The organism is Alphaproteobacteria bacterium, from assembly GCA_040220875.1.
Lineage (GTDB): Bacteria > Pseudomonadota > Alphaproteobacteria > JAVJVX01 > JAVJVX01 > JAVJVX01.
In genome coordinates this window covers 523,673-544,580 of the sequence record JAVJVX010000005.1, presented here as the reverse complement: position 1 = coordinate 544,580, position 20,908 = coordinate 523,673, and the positions used below count along the sequence as shown (strand labels likewise).

Genomic DNA, 20,908 nt, shown 5'->3' with positions numbered 1-20,908 from the left:
CGGTCGGCTTGCCCCCGGGGAGGCGGTTTTTCGCCCGGCACCCGGGCGCCGGGGAGATTCGGCCGATCGGCCGCGGATGGACGTCGACCTCGCGGAAGCCCGCTAGGCGTCCGGTGCCTGCGGAAACCATGAGGCGTGGTCGGCCGCGATGAGCCAGGTGCCATCCGCCTGCCGACGGCGTACGTCGAGCGTCCTGGCCTTGAGCTCCAGGTCATCGCCCGTCACCTTGTTCTTGCCCTTCAACGTCCAGGTGCCCCAGTGATATGCCACGTCACCCGAGACGGCCGCGTTATCGTCCCAGTCGAAGGAATCGGCCTGGATGACCTTGAAAAATTCTCCCATCTCGGCGCGGATGGCCTCCTTGCCCACACTCTGGACATTGGCGGGTCCGTAAAGCACGGCGTCGTCGGTATACTGCGCCACGAAGGCGTCCAGATCGCCCGCCAGCATCGCCCGGACCAGCCCGTCCGAACAGTCCTTGGATTGCGGTTCAGCCATTCAGCCCCCCTTTGCGATATTGCGTTACGCCCAGCATGGGACGTGCCGGGCGGGGTCGTCACCCCTCGTTCCGGGTAGCGTATGCCGGGCGGCCCGGCAGACGACAGGGCCTGTGTGCTGTGCGTCCTACCCGAATAGAGGGGTGTGGGGGCGCCGGCCGGGGGGCGAGAATAGCGCACAATCTTACCGTTCGAGGAGAGAACATTATGCGGTTCGGACTTATTCACGAGGCCACGGTGCCTCACGGCACGACCCATCATCGCCGCTACAAGGAGATGATCGACGAGATCGTGCTGGCGGAAGAAATGGGCTTCGATTTCTGGGGTTCGTCCGAGCAGCACTTCCTGCGCGATTTCGGGATGGGGGCGACGGAAGTTTTTTACGGCACTGTCGCCGCCCACACGAGCCGTATCAAGCTGCGCCACATGGTCCGCCTCCTGATCAAGTTCAATCACCCGCTGCGGATCGCCGAGCAGCTTGCAACTCTGGATCTCGTCTCCGATGGCCGGGCCGAGTTCGGGACCGGCCGATCCAACTCGATCATCACCATGGACGCGATGGGCGTCGATCCGACCGAGACCCGCGCCCAATGGAATGAATCCCTGGATTTCATCGTCCAGGCCATGACGGAGGAGCAGGTAGAGTTCCACGGAAAATACTGGGATATGAAAACGCCGGTCTACCTCACGCCCAAGCCGCTGCAAAACCCGCACCCGCCTATCTATGTCGCGACGACCAGTCTTGAAATGCACAAGATCGCCGGCGAGAAGGGGATCGGCGCGATGGCGTGGGACAGTTATTTCGGCTGGGACTACGCCGAGGAATGCGCCCGGATCTATCAGAAGGAGATCGCCGCGCCGACAAAACAGGTCGGGAAGTTCGTGACCAACTCTCTCTCATTTCTGGTTCTTCCGGCCTACTGTGCCGAGACAAAGAAGGACGCGATGGAGCAGGGCGGTCCGACCACGATCGAATTTTTCCACGCAGTCATCGAAATTTACAAAAATCTCGCCAAGCGGTCACCCGATTACAAGTACATGGACCAGATCGAGAAGATCCAGTCGCACATCAACGATATTGATTACGTGCAGAGCACGACACCGGGACTGATGGTGGGGACACCCGATTACTTCATCGAGCAGATTACCCGCCTTCAGGCGCTCGGTTATGACGAAGTCATCCTGCGCCTGGACGGGATCATGAAACACGAGGAGCTCATGCGTTCGATCGAACTGATCGGGAAATACGTCATCCCGACATTCAAGTCGCCCAACAATATCGTGACGGGCGGCCTTCTGGATGTGGCCGCCCTCGCCTAGCGCCGGCTCCCGGTGATTTGAGGCCGGCAGGGGCCGGCACTCGCCCTTTTTCCCTGCGAAAGGGGGGCGGAATTTGCTATCCTCCCCGCTTCGCCAGCGGGAGGAGAGGCGAATGCCGGAAGCGCCGGCCCTTATTTCAACCAAGGTCTTTCTGCCCCGGCCCGGGCGATTGACCCGCCGCGAGCGTCTGCTCGACAAGGTGTGTGCCCTGTCCGAGCGCCCGCTCATGGCGGCCGTGGCGCCGGCCGGATTCGGCAAGACCAGCCTGTTCGCCCAATGGGCCGAGGAAGCGCGCGGCGCCGGCCGGACCGTCGCCTGGGTCAGTCTGGACCGGGGCGACAATGACCTGCACATCTTTCTCTCATATATATGCGCGGCTCTCGATCACGCGGGAACGGAGCTGGGCCACGCCTTGTCCGCTGTTCTGGAAGCGGGCAGGGCCGTGTCGCCGGTTCGCGCCGCGGCTCATCTGACGGAAGCACTCCTCGCCCGCGAGGAAGATGTGTGGCTCGTTCTCGACGATTTCCACGTTCTGGCAGATGGTGAAGTGATCGAGGCCGTGCGCCTCATGGCGGAGCTCTGTCCGGGCAATCTTCATCTCATGCTGCTCAGCCGGGAACGTCCGGCGCTGCCGCTCGCGCGATTCCGCATGCAGGGGACCCTTGCCGAGATCAGATCAGACGATATGAAGTTCTCGGTCAGCGAGGCGAACCTCTATTTTCGCGCCGCGCTCGACATAGATCTGGAGGCGGAGGATCTCGCGCTCCTGAACCACAAGGCCGAGGGATGGATTGCGGCCCTGCAGCTCATGTCCATCTCGCTCAGGACCCGCACACCACAGAACATGACCGGCGCGCTCCGGAGTTTCTCCGGCGCGCACGCCGATATTGCGGACTTCCTGGCCGAGGATGTGCTCGCGAACGTGCCCCAGGATGTCTACACCTTCGTGCTGCAGACGGCACCCCTGGAACGATTTTGTGCGGATTTATGTGACTTCGTCACGGGCAGGCGGGATTCGGCCCAGGTGATCCGCTATTTGGCCGATCGCAACCTGTTCATCGTGCCGCTGGACTCGACCCGTAAATGGTTCCGCTATCATCACCTGCTGGCCGAATTTGCCGAGAACCGGGCGGCCGGCGCCGGAATCCGGTTGAATGAGATTTATCTCAAGGCCTCGCGCTGGTTTTCCGAAAACGGCCTTTTTGGCGAGGCGGTGGATCACGCGCTCAGGGCCGAAGATTTTTCCGAAGCGGCCGCGCTGCTCGACCGTTGGAGCGACCGGATCGTATATACCGGGCAAATTTCCTTCATCAATCGCTATTTCCGCCGGATCCCTGAATCCTATCTCCAGGACTATCCCCGCGCCCGGCTGGTGCAGGCCTGGGCACTGCAGATGCGCTGGCAGTTCGATGAAGCGCGGCGAATTCTCGACGACATCGAACACCGGCTCCCTGCGGACAGGGGCAATTCGCGCGGGAGCAGGTCCCACAGCCTGGCCAGCCGCGTATTGCACAATAAGCTGATGCTGGCGGGGCTGCGCGACGACCTCGCGGCGACGCGGGAATTGGCTACTGAATACCTCAAGCTGGCGCCCGAGGATTCATACCTGACCGGCAGTACCGAAGCGGTGCTGATCATTGCCGAGCGGGAGTTTTTCCAGTTCGAGCGCCTGGCGGAGAGGGCCGCGCGCGCGCGCGATCTTTTCGAGATGACGGACAGTCACGTCGGGCTGGCTTTTCTCGACGGGATTCAGGGGGCCAGCGCCCTGATGATGGGGCGGCTCGATATCGCGGAAGACTCCTTCAGGCGAGCCCTCGCATCACTCAAACGGTTTTCAGGAAACCAGTCGCCCTTGATCGCGGTGGTCGCCCCGCTGCTGGCCGAGCTCCATTACGAGCGCGACGAAGTAGAAAAGGCAGCAGGCCTTCTGGAAGAAAACCTCCACATGGCCGACGAGATCGGGTTCGTCGACCAACTGGTCGCCGGCTATCTCTATCAATCCCGGATTTTGTGGCGCTCGGGCCGGCGTGAGGATGCGCTGAGAATTCTCGGCGAAGGGCGCATCATCGCTCGCAACAAGGGCTTTGCCCGTCTCGACGTCACGCTCATCGCGGAGGAGGTCCGGCAGTTGCTGACCGCCGGCAAGGCCGATCGGGCACGTGAGCTCGCGCTGCGGGCCGGCATTGCCGCCGACGGCCCCGCGATCCTGCCGGGGTCGGACAGCGGCAGTCTCGATTTGATGCCGGCACTCGTCTGGATTCGACTGCGCCTCGCTGGCGAGGACCCGGCGGCGGCCGCGGGACCGGCACGCAAATGGGCACGCTTTCTCGAGAATCGGGGCGCCTGGCGGCTCGCCTGCCAATTACATCTCGTGCATGCTCGCGCGCTTGACCTGACCGGGGACGAGCGCGGTGCTCACCGCGCTCTCCACCAATCCCTGCGCCTTGGCGCGCCAGCGGGCCTCGTGCGCAGCTTCGTTGACGAAGGCGCCCGGATACAGTCGTTGCTGGCGGCGAACCGGCTGCTGTCCGATTTCGTCTCGGGCGATCTGCAGCAATATGTGCTTCACCTTCTCGCTGCTTTCGAGGCCGAGTCCGGTCGCGAGGCGGCTGATGCCGAGGAGTCGTTCAGGGCGGCGACCCTGTCCGATCCGCTCAAGGCACGGGAGGTCGAAATTCTCGAGCGCGTTGGCCGGGGGATGCCCAACCGGCTGATTGCGGTCGAGCTGGGCCTGACCGAGAACACCGTCAAATGGCACCTGAAGCAAATCTTCGCCAAGCTTGATGTGCACCGGCGGATCGACGCGGTGCTCCGCGCGCGCCAGTGCGGCATCATTTGCTAGCTTTGCGGCGCCTTCGCCGGCACCTCGAATTCATCGAAATTCCGGCTATCACCCGGCTATCACCCGGCTATCACAATGAGGCTGCGGGCGGTCAGGGTTAACGGGCCATCCCCGGTCTTATGATGATTTTCCTATCCCCTGTGTTATAGTCGGCCTTCGCCGGCGGACGCACCTCGCTCATCCCGTGCTGCCGCAACCGCACACTGCGTATAGGCCCGCCCCGTGTCATCAGCCCCAAAACCTCAAGTCTGGCGAGTCGCCTCCTTGCCACGGGACATGCTGGGGGCGGTCGTCGAAACCGCCGACGAGGCGGTCTATTTCGTCGAACGCCAGGGGCCGGGCGAACGGCTCGAGGACTTCATCTGTCTCTATCGCAACCGGAAGGCGCGATTGCTGGCCAGCAGTGCCGGCGATCTCTCGTCGCTGGCCGCTGTGATGCCGGCGCCCCTGCCCGACGGATTCGCGCGCATCCTGTCCCGTGTCCTCGATCAGGTCAGGCCGGAAAGCCTCCTGCACCGTTTCAAGGATCATGAGGGAACCGATTTCCTGATCCGCCTGAACCCCATGGACGAGCGCCTCATCGTCAGCCTGCGCGAGGCCAATCCGGTCGCCGGCCTGGATCAGGTGCAGCGCCTCGAAAAACTGCACAAGGATCTTGAGGCCCGGTTCCTGGCCTTCCTGCACGCCGTGCCGGCTGCGGTCTATTTCAAGACCCCGGACGGAAGATACCTGCTGCACAGTACCTACGGGTCCGAATTCTACGGGCTAAACCCGGAAGACATGATCGGGCGGACGGACCAGGAAATTCACCCGACCGATCTGGGCAATAGACTGCGTGAGAACGACCTCGCGGTGATGAAGGCCGGAAAAACCGTTACCGTCGATGAGATGGCTGTGCTCAATGGCCGCGAACGAATTTTCGAATCGATCAAGTTTCCCGTCACCGCTTCGGATGGCGCCCTCGTCGGCCTGGGGGGCATATCGCTCGATGTGACGGAAGAACGTCAGACCATGACCGAACGGGATGCGGCGCTCGCTCTCATTGAGGGGATTTTCGAGGCGTCTTCCATCGGCATCGCCAAATTGACGACCATTCGGGATGACACGGGCCGGATCGTCGACTTCAGGAACGACCTGGTGAACCGCGCAGCCCAGAGGTTGCTGCGCTATCGGGGCGGAACACTTGTCGGAAATTCCCTGCTCGGGGCCTTTCCCGAAGCACGGGACACAGGCCTGTTTCAAAAATTCGTTGATGCGATTGAAACATCGCAACTGCAGCAATTTGAGTATCGCCAGCCAACCGCGGAGGGCGATGTCTGGCTCGAGGTCAGGGCTATCGCGTTCAGGGATGGCATCGTCGATACCTTTTCGGACATCACCCCGCGAAAGAAGGCCGAAGCGGATCTGATGGCGCAGGAGCGCCGCATCCGCACCGTGTTGGAGCAGGCGGGCGAGGCCATCGTGACGATCAGCCCCGGCGGTCTGATCGAATCGCTCAATCGTGCCGCCCAGCGGGTCTTCGGCCGGAACGAACACGATACGATCGGTGCACCCGTGAATGTTCTTTTCAGCACCTACGAGGCAGAAAACCTGAAGCACCTGATGGCCGGTGGAGGATGACGAGGCGGCGACAAAATTCATGCGTCTTTCGGGAGCAAGCCCTTCCGGACGCAAGTTTCCCTTCGATGCCGCCCTGACCCGCATGTCTCTCGGTGGGCGGCAGATCTATATCCTGACCGGCCGTGATACGACCGAACGCGAATTGCTGCAAAGCCAGTTCGTCCAGACCCAGAAGATGGCGTCTCTGGGCCAGATGGCGGCCACCCTGACCCATGAGCTGAACCAGCCGCTCAATGTCATCCGCATGGAGGCCGATATGGCGATCATGTCGGATGAGAACGGCACTTCGCCCCTGATCGCGCGTTTTCGTGCCATTCGGCGACAAACCCAGCGCATGGCCGAGATGATCCGCCACATGCGGGGTTTCGCCCGCAAGGAAGGGGGCCGGCCCTCGGATTTCCTGCTCAGCCAGGCGCTGCTTGGCGCGGCCCGGCTTCTCGAGGCCGAACTGGAGCGCGCACACATCCGTTTCAATGTCGATGTGGCGCAGAGTCATCTGTTGACGACGGGTTTCGCCATTCAGGTGGAACAGATCGTCATCAACCTTGTGCAGAATGCGCGCGATGCGGTCGTGCAGAATGCACGCGATGCGGTCGTGCAGAATGCGCGCGATGCGCCCGCGCAGAATGGTCGGTCGGTAAAGGGCGACGGCCCGATCGGCGAAATCTCGCTCTACCTTGCCGAAGAAGCCGCCCTCAACATGTCATGGTTCACGGTACGTGATACGGGCGGCGGCGTCGTCGCGGCACACAAGGACAAGATATTCGACGCCTTTTTCACGACCAAGGAGGAGGGTAAGGGTACGGGGCTTGGGCTCGCCAACGTATTGACGATCGTCCGCCGAATGGGCGGCAGCGTGAGTGTCGAGAACGTGCCGGGCGGGGCCGAGTTCCGCGTGACCCTGCCGGCTTCGGGCGCGCGGGCAAAGTCGGGGGGCGGTGGTGAAGCCGTGAGCTACGAGGCGCGCCCGAGCGAAAACGCGCCCGGACTCCTCAATCCCGGAGTAACCAGGATCGATGCGCGGGTTTTTGTCGTCGAGGACGAGAAGGAAGCGATGGAAATGGTCGCGACCTACCTGACCGCGCTGGGGTGCGTCGTCGAGACCTTCCAGGAAGGCCGCGCCGCCGCAGACGCTTTTGCCGCCGCCGCCGCCGATATCGTGATCACCGATCTCCGCATGCCCGGCATGGATGGCAAAGCGCTTTTTCGACTTCTCCGGGCGCGTGACCCGCGCCTGCCGGTCATCTTCGTCACGGGCTCGAGCCATATCGGCGAGATCTCTGACCATCTGCAGGACGGCAACACCGCCCTTCTGGAGAAACCGCTGGATCTCATCACACTCGGACGAAAGGTCCTCGAGATGATCTCGGACAGACAATGAGACAAGGACCATGACCCTGAAAGTTGTTGAAGGTGACTACCAGAAAAAAAGCAAGGCCGTCCTCGTTGTCGACGACGATATCGAGGCAGTGCGGCTGGTGGCCGAAGCGCTGAAAATGGATGGTGTCACGATTTACAAGGAGCTGAGCGGCACCGGCGCGATCGCGACGATTCAAGAACTGCGCCCCCGCGTGCTCATAATCGATATCAACATGCCCCGGATCGACGGGATCCAGGTGGCGGAGATGGCGGTCTCCGCCAACCCGGCGGCCAAAATCATCCTGATGTCAGGCGATTTTGATGCCGTCGCCAGGGCCAATCGGGCACGGGTCGCAGTCCACGCCGTCGTCGACAAGCCGGTACCTGTCCGTCAGTTGCGCCGCTTCGTGCGCGAGGCCCTCGGGCTACCGCGGGAAAACTAGTTTCCAGCACCGTGCCGACGCGCACGCGAGCCTCACGTTTTGGTGATATTTTCATGACCCTGGCAGGGTCACGGCCGCGCCGCGACGCGTGATATCACGGGCAATCGCGGCTTTCGGCGCGGCGGGCGGGTTGGCGCGGTCCCGAGTCGCGCGACAGACGGGGCGTCAAAAATCCGGAGTCTGAAATCCTTTTCATGTTGTCCGCGAATGGAATTCCCCGTTATTCTTGAGCACGAACCCACTCGAAAGAAGGGGGACAGAAATTTTCTGGGGGGAACGCATCGGTACCGGTCTGGGGTGGACAGCCCTGCCTCGGAGCACGATGGGTTCGAGACGGGAAACCAAATTCATAAACTTGAGGAGTACGGGATGTTAACTAGAAGAGACCGCATGCGCGTATTCGCAGGCACGGTCGGGTTCGCGGCCGCTCTCGGCCTGTCGGCGAGCGCCGGCGCCGAGGAGTTGGCCCCGGGGACGGTCATCAGTGCTGCGAATATCGACCAGGTCAAGACCCAGACCTTCGAAGGTCACAAGGTGGGCGACCTCATTCCGGAGCGGCTGGAATGGCAGGTCCGCAACAAGAACCTGAAAATCCGCCCGGTCGAGGCAACCAATCCGATGCCCTACGATCCGCGGATCAATCAGCTGACCGAGCAGTACAAGGGCCAGGCCAGCCTCGATCCCACCACCAACATGATCCAGAACTACACGACCGGCATTCCGTTCCCGGAAATCAACGCGGACGACCCGGACGTGGCTGCGAAGATCGTCTGGAACTACACGACGATGCAGCCCCACGGCGACCAGTTCTGGTGCCCGTTCGCCCAGGTCTTCATCGAAGGCTCGCAGGGGATCGAGCGCATCCAGCACTGGACCTTCGCGCGCTACTACATGCGGGCCCGGGTCAACCAACCCTACGTGGAGGGTGACGGATCGCAGTACCACAAGAGCCTGCTCTTCGCCCGCTTCCCGCAGGACATCAAGGGCCTCGGCACCTTTTCCATCCGGTACTGGGATCCCAAGCTGGATGACATCTGGGCCTATATCCGCACCGTCCGCCGGATCCGCCGCCTGTCGGGCGGCGCCTGGATGGACCCCATCGGCGGAACCGACCAGTTGCAGGACGATCTTGAAACCTTCAACGCCCATCCCAGCTGGTACAAGAGCTACAAGCTGCTCGGCAAGACGCATGTCTTCGCACACGCCAACAGCGCCAAGGACGTGCCGCTCACCGATCGCGGCTCATGGTATCCCAACGCCAGTTCCGATCAGGATACCTTCCCGCGGATCGATCTGAGCACCGAGCCCTACTGGAATACCAGGGACATGTGGGAAGTGCGTCCGGTCTACGTCGTCGAATCGACGCCGCCCGAATACCATCCGTATTCGCGCAAGATCAACTGGTTCGATGCCGAAATCTGGCGGCCCTACTTCATGGCCGGATACGACCAGAAGGGCGAATTCTGGAAATGGGCCTCGTTTGCCAACAGGGTCTACGAATCGCTGGACGGATGGCGTGACGCCAACGGCAACCCCGCCATCTACATGTTCACCTCGTTCGGTGTGAACATAGATTTCCAGCGCGACCACGCGACCTTCTTCACCATCGAGGGTGGTGGCGCTTGCGAAATGAACCCGCCAGGCCTGAGCCCCGAGGACTTCAACCTCGCGGTGCTCGAGGAGACGGGCCGCTAAACCCAGCGGACATCACTCGCAATATAACTGCCGGCCAGTGTAAACTGGCCGGCAGTTTCATTTTGACCGCTTGACCGCCTGGAACATGACCCGAAAACCCGTGCCGCAAAATCCGACGGTGGATTTCGATAAATCCTGGCATCTGGCGCGTGACGCGGAGGAGATCTCGCTCACCGAGCTGGAATTTGCCATCCTGCGCTTTGTGTCGGCCTTCAACCGCTTCAACGAGGTGGGCATCCGCACGGCCAGTGGCCATGTTTTGTCGGCGAACGAGATCGTGCTGCTCAACGTTATCCGGATGCAGGATCGGCCGAAAAGCGCCGCGGTACTGGGTACTCTGATGAACCGCGATGATCACTCCAACATCCAGTACAGCCTGCGCAAGTTGCGCGACCTCAAGCTCATCCGGCTGAAACCGGGATCGAAAAAGAAATCCTACGAATATCTGGTGACCCCGGAGGGGACGGCAGCGACCGAGAATTTCGCCGAATTGAAGCGCCAGGTGCTGGGGCCGATGATCCGCTCGATGGCGTTGCCGGGGAAGAAAATCGACGCCACGACGGATCTCGTTCACATCCTGACCGGGGTTTTCGATGAAGGCACGCGGGTGACGGCCACCTACGGGCGGGGTGCCGCAAAAGGTGCCACGCCGGCTGAGACCGGCAGGGAGAAGGGCGCGACCCCCGCGCCGCGGCGGCGAACGGGCGCCCCCCGGCGGAAAGCGACAACTCGTGGCCGGGCCTGAATGGCGGCCGCGCCGCGGCGTTTTATCGTTGGATTTCAATTGAAATTAAATATATTATCGTCCGGCTGGGCGCCACCGGGCGTGGGCAGGGAATAGCGCAGAAAAGGATACCGGATGAGCTATGTCGTGGCGACGGATGTGGGGGGCACGTGCACGGACACGGTGGTTTTTTCCGACGAGCATGGCGTCGCGCTGGGCAAGGCGCTCTCGACCCCGCCTGAATTCGCCAACGGCGTCATGGCGTCCATCAAAACCGCGGCCGACGATCTCGGCATCACCGTCGAGGAGCTCTTCCGCGACACGCGGCTCTTCGTCCATGGGTCCACGGTGGTCGACAACGCGATCCTGACCCGCAGCGGCGGCGCCACGGCGCTTGTCACGACACGGGGGTTCGAGGACACGCTTGCCATGACGCGCGCCGCCTATGGCCGCTGGGGCGGGCTGACGGAAGAGGAGATCAAGCATCCCGTCAAGACCCACCGGGCGCGTCCGTTGGTGGATAAGAGCGCCATTCTCGGCGTGACGGAGCGGGTGGATGCCGCGGGCGAGGTCGTGGTCGAGCTGGATGAACGGCAGACCGAGGCCGCGCTGCGCGATCTGCTGAATCGCACCGGAGCCGAGGCCGTGGCCGTCAGCCTGCTCTGGAGTTTCGCGAACCCCGCCCATGAGGAAAAGATCCGGGAGATCATCGGGCGCATCGACCCCGAAATCTATGTCTCCCTATCCAAGGAGATTGCGCCGGTGCCCGGCGAATACGAACGCACATCGACAACCGTGATCAACGCCTATACCGGGCCGGTCACCCACGCTTATCTGACCGATCTGCAAAAACAGCTCAAATCGACTGGCTATGAGGGGCCGGTCCTGGTGATGCAGGGCTATGGCGGGCTGCTCTCGGCCGAAGAGGCGGCGGAGCGTTCGATCGGCATGCTCGAATGCGGCCCGGCGGCAGGCCTGATCGGCAGTCAGGATCTGGGTCAGCTCATGGGCGAGGACGACGTGATCGCGGCCGACATGGGCGGCACCACCTTCAAGGTCGGTGTCATTCGCGGCGGGCTTCTGGAGTACGCCCGCGAACCGATCGTCGACCGCTACCACTATACGGCGCCCAAGCTCGACATCGTCTCGATCGGTGCCGGCGGCGGCAGCCTGGTACGCGCTGATGCAGCGACGAAATCGCTTCGCATCGGACCGGAGAGCGCCGGAAGCAATCCGGGGCCGGTCTGCTACGGCCTGGGCGGGACAGAGCCTGCGCTGACCGATGTGATGACCCTGATCGGCTATATGGATCCGACGACCTTCCTCAACGGATCGCTGTCGCTGGACGTTGAGGGTGCGCGCCGTGCCTTCGAAGAAAAAGTGGCCCGGCCCCTCGGCCTTGATGTCGAGGAAGCGGCTGTCGGCGTCTACAAGGTCGCCGCCGCCCAGATCACCGATCTCATCCGTAAGGTCACGGTGGAGCGTGGCCATGATCCGCGCGAATTCAGTATCCATGCCTTCGGGGGCAGTTGCGCCCTTCTGGCAGACGCGTTCGGCGCCGAACTCAGTGTTCGCCGCGTCATCATTCCCTATACCGCTTCCGTCAACTGCGCTTATGGCATGGTGGCCTCGGACGTGGTGCACGAATTCTCGACACCTTGCGCCATTCGTGTGCCGGGCGAGGTAAAGACGTTAAACGAATTGCTGTCGGCGCTCATCACCGCAGGCCAGGCACGCCTCCGCGAGGAAGGGTTCTCGGATGACCGGATCGAACTGGATCTGGCAGCCGATCTGCGCTATCGCCGCCAGGTGCATGAGGTGACCACGCGGGTCGGCGCCGATATGCCGCTGGACGAGGCGGGGCTTGAGCGACTGGTCGCTGATTTCGAGCAGCTTTACGAAGATAAATACGGCAAGGGCTCGGCCTACAAGGAGGCCGGAGTCGAGATCCGGATGGTCCGTCTCACGGCCCGGGGCCGGCTGAACACGCCCGGCATGGTGCCGCTCGAGGAAGGCCCGGCGGATCCGGCGGCCGCGCTGATCGGCACAAAGCGCATCTACGCATTGAACGCGGATTCTTTCGTTGACGGCAGGATCTATCGGTTCGAGGCTTTGAAGCCGGGCAATGTGATCGAGGGGGCGGCCGTGATCCTGACCCCCATCACCACCATCGTCGTCCAGGACGGGCACCGTGCACGCATGGACCCTTATCGCAACATCGTGATCGAGTTTTAAGCTATGTCCTTCGATCCCATTACCTTCGAAATCATTCGCCATCGACTGTTTCGCGTCGTGGACGAGGCGGTCATCACGCTCAAGCATGTCTCGGGCAGCGCCATCACCAACGAGGGACATGACCTGATGGTGTCCCTTTACTCGGCGAAGGGTGAACTGCTGATGGGTGGCGTGGGTTTCCTGCACCATCTGACCAGTGCCAGCCAGGCCTGCAAGCACATTATCCGGAACTTCGAGGGCGATATCTTCGAAGGCGATGTGTTCCTGCTCAACGATCCCTATACGGCAGCGCTGCATACATCGGATGTCTATCTCGTCGCACCGATCCACTACGAGGGCGAGCTCGTCGCATGGAGTGCCTGCTTCGTCCACGTCTATGATATCGGAGCACTCAATCCCGGCGGGTTCAGCCCGGATTCCACCGATGTTTTTACCGAGGGATTTTCCTCGCCCGGGATCAAGCTGGTGGACCGGGGGCGGATACGCCATGACGTGTTGAACACGATGCTGAACATGGTCCGGTCGTCCGAAATGGTGGCGCTCGATATCCGGTCCATGATCGCCTGCAACAACGTCGCGCGTGAGCGCATGACCGAGCTGGTCGATAAATACGGCGTGGCGCAGGTGGACGACGCCTGCAGACGGCTTGTCAGCCAGTCGGAAGAGCGTCTGCGTGCCCGGCTCCGCGAACTCCCGGACGGCCAGTGGCAGTCGCGCCAGTTTCTTGAACTCAAGGGCGAGCGCTTCCGGGTCGAGCTCACCATGACCAAGACGGGCGACGAGTTGACCTTCGATTTTTCCGGCTCCAGTCCGCAGACCGCCTATGGCGTCAACTGCGCCTACTGGGCCGCCTGGGGGGGCATGTTTGCGCCGATCTTCCCCTTGCTTTGCTACGACATCACCTGGAACGAGGGCGTCATCCGGCCTATCCGCATGATCGCGCCCGAGGGCACGATCGTGAACTGCACACGACCGGCGCCGGTTTCCGTTGCGACGGTGGGCGCCATCCAGTCGGTAAACAATGCCAGCGTGACCTGCATCTCGAAGATGCTGTCGGCCAGTGAAACCCTGGCGGACGAAGCGACCGCGGTCTGGCACGGCAGCCACGTGGCGCTGTTCCTTTTCGGCAAGAACCAGCGAAACGAGGACGCCATCGGGATCATGACCGAGACCTTCGGCGGCGCTGGCGGGGCCCGCAGTTTCGCCGATGGGATCGATGTGGGCGGTGAAGTGCCCAACCCGATTTCGCGCATGGCCAATGTGGAACAGATGGAATCGGAATTTCCCGTCCTCTACCTGTTCCGGCGCATGATGCCCGATTCGGGCGGGGCCGGTGAGTATCGCGGCGGCATGGGCGCCGAATACGCGATCGTGCCCCATGGCTCGCCCGCGGGCGGGATCGGTTTCGTCATCTCGGGCAAGGGCATTACCTGTCCCATGAGCGAGGGGCTGGCGGGTGGCCTGCCGGGCGGGCCGTCGAACTACGTCAAGGTCAAGAACGTGCTGTCGGGGCCATCCAATCGCGGGCCTCTGCCGGCCTCGCTCGATGAGATGGTTGGCCAGTCGGAGCGGATCTCCTGGGGCCTCTATGGGCTCGACGCGGATGACGGGCTCTATGTGCGCTGGAATGGCGGCGGCGGGTTTGGCGATCCTCTGGCGCGCGAGGTGGCCGCGGTCGAGACGGATCTGCGGCTTGGTGCGGTCTCGGCCGATTCGGCCCTCAGGCTCTATGGCGTGGTCGCCGATCCGGTTTCCGGCCGGGTCGATCAGGCGGCGACGGCCGAGCGGCGGCAGCAGATGCGTGATGATCGGCTTCGGGCGGAGGCTGCGGAATGAACACAAAGCGACTTTCGGCCAGCCTCGTGGCCACGCAGGAAAAGGGCCAGGTCTGGATGACAGCCTGCGCCGCCTGCAAAACGGCGATCGCGCCCGTCAGCCAGTCATGGAAGGAGAAGGCCCGTCTCGACGAGGCGCCGCTCAATCAGGTGGATGGGATCTATACCACCGCCGATGATGTGGTGGTGCGCCGGTTCTTCTGTCCGTCCTGTGGCACGCTGCTCGATGCGGAGACGGCGACGCAGGGCGATCCCTTTCTTGAGGATCGAATCAAGGTCTGATGAAGGAGCAGCGGCATGCATGACTCGGATGTCAGCAAGGAGGTCGCCGACCGTGTTATCGCGCGCCGGGGCCGCTACCATTTGTTTGATGCCATCGACGCTTCGCGCGCCGCACTCGTGGTGATCGACATGCAGCCCACTTTCGTCGCCGAGGGGAGCCCGGCCGAGGTTCCGGCCTCGCGGGGAATTGTCGGGAATATCAACGAGTTCGCGGCTGCATTGCGTGAGCGGGGCGGCACGGTGATCTGGGTGGTTCACGCCAACCAGCCGGTCGGCGAGGGGGGCAGCGACTGGGACGGGTTCTTCAACCGCTTCGTCTCCGACGAGGTGCGCACGCGCACCATCCAAAGCCTGCGCCCCGAGGCGCCGGGCCAGAAGCTCTGGCCCGAGCTGGAGCCTGGCGAAGGCGACGTATTCATAATCAAGAACCGCTACAGCGCGCTCATCCCCGGATCTTCGCCATTGGAGCGCATGCTCCGGAGCCGAGGGTTCAGAAGCCTTTTTATCGCCGGAACCAAGACAAATATCTGCTGCGAGACGACGGCGCGGGACGCGATGATGATGGATTTTGATGTGGTGATGTTGCGTGATTGCTGTGCTGCGCTCTCGGAGCGCGAGCATCAGGCCGCGCTCGAGAACATCATTCAGCAATTCGGCGACGTGATGACCCGCGAGGAAGCAACCGCGGCGCTCGACCGGTTTGGAACGCGCAACGTGGCGGAAGGCGCCGTTTAGTCGCGCGCGGTCCAGAAGGTGCGGTGCTGCGCCAGGCCATCGGCCTCCAGCACTGGACCGGAGACGGGAATTCGCGGGCTCATGCTCTCAAAAAGTCCGTCGGCGGTCAGCCGGTAGTCGAAATCCATGAGCTTGCGCAACTCTGAAATACGGACTCCGAACACGAGTCGCGCGAGACCCGCCCAATACATTTTGCCGCAGCACATGAGGCACGGCTCCGTGCTGGTATAGATTGTGGCGCCGCGGACACCATCGATGCCGAGTTCGCGGAGCGCCCGGTCAAGCAGCTCCGTCTCGGCGTGGCGCGTCGGGTCTTCGCCCTTCCGGGTCGCGTTTTCCGCCTCCATGATGATGGTGTCGTCCTTGACCAGCAGCGCGCCGAAGGGCTCGCTGCCGTGCTGCACCGCGCGCAGCGCCAATTCGTAGCAACGCTGGATGCGTGCCTCGTCTGTGCTCAGGCTCATGCCCGCGAATCTCCCTCTGTCCCGGTCCGATGGCGATGACCGGAAAGATGAGGCGGGCAGATCGGATTGGCAAGGGGCGTCCGCCTGTGGCGGCGCCGGATGTCCGGGAAAGCGGGGGTGCGCGGCCGGTTTTCCGCCATCTCGCACCCCGCTCCCGTCGTTGTCGGCTAGCTGCGCGGGTTGAAATACCAGCGCAGCCCGGCCCCGATCAGGTGGCTGTCGTAGTCGAGCTCGGCGCGGCCGCCGGCCGTGTCGGTAAACTCGGGGTCGGACGCAATGTAATAGCGGTAATCGACCGTTAACTGGACATTCTCCCCGAGACCGTAGGCAAACCCGGTTCCCCACTGGAAGGCCACCTGGTCGTCGGAATCGTCGACCAGCGTCGTGCCCCCGGTGGCGATGCCGTCCGCCTCGAGATGTGCCCAGCCGAGCCCACCGCCGAGATAGGGAATCAGGGGCATGCCGGTTTCCTGGCGCATATCCCAGTCCAGCCACAGATTGGCCATGAGCCCGTAGGAATCGATGTCTCCGCTCGCGCTGGTACCCAGAACCGAGACCTGATCGGCCTCGTTGGACCGGGCATTGCCTTCCAGCTCCAGCCGGACAGGGCCGATATCGTAGCCGAGACCGCCGAGAACCCCCCAACCGCCATCGGTTTCGATTTCGGCGTTGCCAGCCGAACTGGTCACGCTCGAATCCTCAAGAATGCTGTAGCCAGCGGTACCGAAGGCGTAGACGCTCTCTTTCTTGAACCAGTGCGTATCGTCCTGCGCCTGCGCCAGCGCCGGCGCAAAAAGGAAAGTCGCCGCAACAGCGGCCGTGGCGCGAATGCCCGTCATGAAAACTCCTAATCATTATCTATCTTTGATTGTTTTTCCCACCAACGATCAGGTCCGGCGGCGCTCGTCACATCGCCGCGGGTCGCGGGGGCCTCTCCCACACCTAACGCGGAGCGCGCCGGGCCTTCAATGCGATCACACGGATCGTGAACGGTGTTTCGGGAGAAAGTGACGGGATGTCGCAAATTTGCAACGCTGAACCCCGGCCCCGATCGGGGCCGGGCGTCGCGCATCCGGACAATCGCTGGGCCCGGGGCCCCGCGGCATTTTTTATTTCGCGTTTTATTTCGCGGTCCAGAATTCGTATTCGACGACGAGGCCGGCCAGGGCGAGGCCGTCAACGATCCGGAGTGTGCTGGCGGCGGGTTTCACCGCTACGTCCTTGAGCCAGTCGGCAAAAACACGGAAGACTGCCTCGTACTGATCCTCGCCCACCTCTTTGGTGAACGTATATTCAATCCGGATCAGGTCATCTTTCGCATAGCCGGCTTCGGCAAGAAACTTCTCCATGTCCTCAAGGATATATTGCGTCTGGCGCACTGCATCGCCGGGGCTCACGACCGAACCGTCCGCCGCCCAGGCGGGCCGTCCCGTGGCGATGAACAATTCGTCCATGTCGGAAATCTTCAATCCCCAATTGAAGAACCCGCGCATATCCGGCGCGCGGTCGTTGTGGACCGCTGTTTTGCGAGCCATGATTCCTCCCTGCCAAAAATCCGTAATTCTGTTGCTGCGATTTCAGATCCCGGACCGCCCCTGCCATTCGCGTTGCACGCCGCCGGGGCCGTCGCTACCATGCATCCTAACATCCCGCGATCCGGAAAAACGACCAATTCCGGCAGACCTGCCGCGCGGCGTGAAGCGGACCCGCCGGTCAAATCGGCACTATTGAACAAAGGGGGAAAGGCCTTGGGCTTCAACTCTGCACCTGACGATGATTTTCGTCTTTCGCCGGTGCTGCGCGAGCTTCTCGCCGGCATGGATAGCGCGACCGAGGATTTCGAGACGGCGCGGCCGTTACCGGCGGCCTGCTACACTTCGGCCGAATGGTTCGAATTCGAAAAACGTGCCGTCTGGGATCGGGACTGGATCTGTCTCGGCCATCACGGCACGGTGCCCAGGCCGGGAGATTATTTCACGATCGAAATCAACGATGACCCGTTCCTCGTCGTGCACGGCAACGACGGTGAAATCCGGGTGATGCCCGCGGTCTGCCGCCATCGCGGGCATATCCTGGGCGAGGCGGGCGGTAACGCCCGGCAGTTCACCTGCCCTTATCATGGCTGGGTCTACGGCCTCGACGGAGAATTGTTGTCGGCCCCGCAAATGGAACGGACAGCCTCGCTCGACGAGCTGCGGGAGGATCACTGCCTGCCAACTCTGCGCAGTGAGATCTGGAACGGCTTTATCTTTGTCAATCTGAGCGGCACGGCCCGCCCGCTCGCGTCCCGGCTGAAGCGGCTGACGGCGGAAGTGAAGAATCATCGCCTGGCCGACCTCGTCGCCCTGCCGCCCATCGATATCCCGGATAATCCGTGGAACTGGAAATGGATGCAGGAGAACGGCGTCGAGCCCTACCACACCGCCGTCGCTCACAGGGGTTATCATGACATGGCGCCGAACCGGAACGCGACTTTTCCCGACTGGGATCCGGAGGATGACGGAGCCATCTTCTCGCCCACGGCCTTTACCCACAGGGACGCCAATTTCACCCGGACGGGCAAGAGCATGTTTCCCGTACTCGAGAGCTTGACGGAGGAAGACCGCTGGCGGGTCATGTTCAGCGTTGTACCGCCCAACATGCTTTTCACCACGCTGCCCGACGGCGCCTTCTATTTCATTATCCGTCCGGCCGGACCCGAGAACATCACGCTGCGAGTTGGCTTCCTCTATCCCGAAAGCACCGTCAAGCGGCCCGATTTCGAGGAGACTCTCGAAAAGGTCCTCGAGGATTTCAACGAGATCAACGATCAGGACATCACGGCCAACCGCGCGGTTCAGGAGGGCCGGCGATCGCGCTTCGTTTATGGCGGCCGGTACGGATATCTGGAGACGCCGCTCATTCATTTCAACCGCTGGCTGGTGACACGCTTCCGGGCCTATGCGGCCGAACTCGAGGGTGGGGGGAAAATCTCATGAAGGCGCTTCTCGTTCGCGATTTCGCCACCCCCGCCAGGGTCGAGGAAGTTGACGACCCGGTGCTCCGGCCGGGATGTGTCATCGTGCGGGTGGATGCCGGCTTCGTGCCGGCACCGATGAAGGAGTTTACCGAAGGCCGGGTGCCGTTTCCGCTTCCGCCGCCGCCCTATATTCCGGGTACGGACGCTATCGGCACCGTCGAGGCGGTGGCCGAGGACGTGCACGGGCTGGAAGCAGGCCAGAAGGTCTACTGCGATGACTGGGTGACGCTGAAGGGCGTTTCCGGGCTTGGCGGCTATGTCGGGCTGGCGGCGCCGATGCCGGGCGGCGAAGCGGTCCTGAAGGAATGGCCGAACGGGTGCTTTGCAGAGAAGTTTCTCCTGCCGGCGGAATGCGTCACCCCCCTTGGCGCAGCCGAGAAGGTCGATCCCGCCGTGCTGAGCCGTTTCGGCTATATCGGGACGGCCTATTACGCCATCAAGCGCGGCGCATTCCGGCCGGGTCACGTTGCCATTGTCAACGGGGCAACGGGGGCGCTGGGGGTATCAGCGGTCCTGCTGCTCCTCGCCATGGGGGCCTCGACCATCATCGCCATGGGCCGCAAGCCGGCTGCACTCGAGCGGCTGGAAGGCCTGGCGCCCGGTCGGGTCAGGGCGGTCTCCACGGCCAAGGGGGTTGCTGCTGCCGATATCCTGTCCGTCGCCGGGCAGGCGAATCTCTTCGTGGATGCGACGGGGTTCACCCAGGATGCGCGGCCGACGCGGGCGGCCATCGATGCGCTCGGCATCGAAGGCCACGCCGTGCTGATCGGCGGGCTGGACGCCACCATCCCGGTGGATTATGCGACGATGATGATCGGGCGCAAGCTGACGATTCGGGGATCCGAATGGTTCCCTTACGACATGACGGAAGAGTTGCTGCGCCTGATCGGCTCGGGCGCCCTCGACCTTTCGGCGACATCGGCCAAGGTGTTTCCGCTCGACCAGGCGGCCGAGGCACTCGATGCGGCGACACAGGTTTCAAGCGGTTTCGAGCATGTCGCCATCGTGACCTGAGGCGTGTCGGCGCTGGCCCTCCTTAGCCCTTCGCCACGTCCAGCAGGTGGCGTTCCAGTTCGTCGGGGGCCGAAAACATCGGCGAATGGTCGGTGTCCATGGTGATCACCGTCGCGCAAGGCAGCGCCTCCACCATCATGCGCTGATATTTGATCGGGATGGATTTGTCCTGAAGTGCCTCGATATATACGCGCGGCACGCGGCCGAAATTCCCGTCACTCAATTCGAGCGGCGTGGCCATGGGCTTGCGCGACGTGGGTTTCAAATGGTCCATGGCCGCTTCGATCAGCCAGGCGGGTGAGGTATTGAAGATGATCTCCTCCATTGCCTCGGGCTTGAGATCGACCGTCCCGTCCTCATGCATGATAGAGGCGCCCATCACCGGCGACGGTACGCCCAGATCTTCGTAGAATTTTCGCGGGCTGCTGCCATCGGGCAGCAGGAAGGCCGCGACATAGACCAGTTTCCTGATCCTGTCGGGGCGACGCTCCGCTGTTTGCGAGATGGTCAGCCCGCCCAGGCTGTGGCCGACCAGGATGACGGGCTCATCCTCGTCATCAATTATCGCGCTGATGCGGTTCACATAATCATCGAGCCCGATCCCGGCGACCGGCTGCGTGTCCCTGCCCTGGCTCGGCAAATCCGGTGCGATCGCCCGATGGCCGGCCGCTTCCAGCCGGCGTGCCATATCCTCCCAGAACCAGGCTCCCATGAAAGCGCCATGCACCAAGACGTAAGTCGCCATGTTGTACTCCTCCCCTCGTTCCACTCAGAATTCTCTCGAACATTAGAAACTACTCACGGCCGGGGCAAATGATGCCGTA

The 20,908-nt window shown here is 62.6% G+C and carries 18 protein-coding genes; 13 read left to right on the top strand and 5 right to left on the bottom strand.

The window, feature by feature from the left end:
• Positions 1–102: 102 nt before the first annotated feature.
• Positions 103–498 carry a nuclear transport factor 2 family protein gene (locus tag RLQ26_04850; GenBank protein ID MEQ9088053.1) on the bottom strand — a complete coding sequence of 132 codons (396 nt, stop codon included), beginning with the start codon at positions 496–498 and terminating at the stop codon, positions 103–105.
• A gap of 206 nt (positions 499–704) precedes the next feature.
• Between RLQ26_04850 and RLQ26_04845 the strand changes: the two genes are divergently transcribed.
• The 11 genes from RLQ26_04845 (at position 705) to RLQ26_04795 (ending at position 15,587) form a co-directional block, all read left to right on the top strand.
• Entirely contained in the window at positions 705–1,817 is a 1,113-nt protein-coding gene (locus RLQ26_04845; GenBank protein ID MEQ9088052.1) for an LLM class flavin-dependent oxidoreductase, read from the top strand.
• Positions 1,818–1,929: 112 nt separating this feature from the next.
• Positions 1,930–4,659, top strand: coding sequence for a LuxR C-terminal-related transcriptional regulator (locus tag RLQ26_04840; protein MEQ9088051.1), 2,730 nt, complete (start codon positions 1,930–1,932; stop codon positions 4,657–4,659).
• Between the two features lie 264 nt (positions 4,660–4,923).
• A complete protein-coding gene (locus tag RLQ26_04835) occupies positions 4,924–6,279 on the top strand; it encodes a PAS domain-containing protein (protein MEQ9088050.1) in 1,356 nt (451 codons plus the stop codon).
• Complete coding sequence (locus RLQ26_04830) at positions 6,269–7,660, top strand: response regulator (protein ID MEQ9088049.1); 1,392 nt, start codon at positions 6,269–6,271, stop codon at positions 7,658–7,660. The genes RLQ26_04835 and RLQ26_04830 overlap by 11 nt, the downstream gene beginning before the upstream one ends.
• Before the next feature lie 10 nt (positions 7,661–7,670).
• Positions 7,671–8,081, top strand: coding sequence for a response regulator (locus RLQ26_04825; GenBank protein ID MEQ9088048.1), 411 nt, complete (start codon positions 7,671–7,673; stop codon positions 8,079–8,081).
• A 390-nt stretch (positions 8,082–8,471) separates the two neighbouring features.
• Positions 8,472–9,776: a DUF1329 domain-containing protein gene (locus tag RLQ26_04820; protein MEQ9088047.1), complete on the top strand. Its 1,305-nt coding sequence runs from the start codon at positions 8,472–8,474 to the stop codon at positions 9,774–9,776.
• 85 nt (positions 9,777–9,861) lie between these two features.
• Entirely contained in the window at positions 9,862–10,521 is a 660-nt protein-coding gene (locus RLQ26_04815) for a winged helix DNA-binding protein (protein MEQ9088046.1), read from the top strand.
• Between the two features lie 114 nt (positions 10,522–10,635).
• On the top strand, positions 10,636–12,735 hold the full coding sequence (locus tag RLQ26_04810; protein MEQ9088045.1) for a hydantoinase/oxoprolinase family protein: 2,100 nt from the start codon (positions 10,636–10,638) through the stop codon (positions 12,733–12,735).
• Positions 12,736–12,738: 3 nt separating this feature from the next.
• Positions 12,739–14,571, top strand: a complete 1,833-nt coding sequence (locus tag RLQ26_04805; protein MEQ9088044.1) for a hydantoinase B/oxoprolinase family protein — start codon at positions 12,739–12,741, stop codon at positions 14,569–14,571.
• Positions 14,568–14,852 (top strand): acetone carboxylase subunit gamma, encoded by a 285-nt coding sequence (locus tag RLQ26_04800; protein ID MEQ9088043.1) that lies wholly within the window; start codon positions 14,568–14,570, stop codon positions 14,850–14,852. Before RLQ26_04805 ends, RLQ26_04800 begins: the two co-directional genes overlap by 4 nt.
• Positions 14,853–14,867: 15 nt before the next feature.
• Positions 14,868–15,587, top strand: a complete 720-nt coding sequence (locus tag RLQ26_04795; GenBank protein MEQ9088042.1) for a cysteine hydrolase — start codon at positions 14,868–14,870, stop codon at positions 15,585–15,587.
• Here the strand turns inward: RLQ26_04795 and RLQ26_04790 are convergent.
• The 3 genes from RLQ26_04790 to RLQ26_04780 form a co-directional block, all read right to left on the bottom strand.
• A complete protein-coding gene (locus tag RLQ26_04790) occupies positions 15,584–16,051 on the bottom strand; it encodes a nucleoside deaminase (GenBank protein ID MEQ9088041.1) in 468 nt (155 codons plus the stop codon). The two genes, RLQ26_04795 and RLQ26_04790, sit on opposite strands and share 4 nt — an antisense overlap.
• Before the next feature lie 167 nt (positions 16,052–16,218).
• Positions 16,219–16,890 carry an outer membrane beta-barrel protein gene (locus tag RLQ26_04785; protein ID MEQ9088040.1) on the bottom strand — a complete coding sequence of 224 codons (672 nt, stop codon included), beginning with the start codon at positions 16,888–16,890 and terminating at the stop codon, positions 16,219–16,221.
• 282 nt (positions 16,891–17,172) lie between these two features.
• Complete coding sequence (locus RLQ26_04780) at positions 17,173–17,586, bottom strand: RidA family protein (protein MEQ9088039.1); 414 nt, start codon at positions 17,584–17,586, stop codon at positions 17,173–17,175.
• Between the two features lie 213 nt (positions 17,587–17,799).
• On the opposite strand from RLQ26_04780, the gene RLQ26_04775 reads away from it, so the two are divergent.
• A complete protein-coding gene (locus RLQ26_04775; GenBank protein MEQ9088038.1) occupies positions 17,800–19,029 on the top strand; it encodes an aromatic ring-hydroxylating dioxygenase subunit alpha in 1,230 nt (409 codons plus the stop codon).
• A complete protein-coding gene (locus tag RLQ26_04770; GenBank protein ID MEQ9088037.1) occupies positions 19,026–20,084 on the top strand; it encodes a hypothetical protein in 1,059 nt (352 codons plus the stop codon). Before RLQ26_04775 ends, RLQ26_04770 begins: the two co-directional genes overlap by 4 nt.
• Before the next feature lie 22 nt (positions 20,085–20,106).
• Here RLQ26_04770 and RLQ26_04765 read toward each other — a convergent pair whose 3' ends face one another.
• Positions 20,107–20,829 (bottom strand): alpha/beta fold hydrolase, encoded by a 723-nt coding sequence (locus RLQ26_04765; GenBank protein ID MEQ9088036.1) that lies wholly within the window; start codon positions 20,827–20,829, stop codon positions 20,107–20,109.
• Positions 20,830–20,908: the final 79 nt, after the last annotated feature.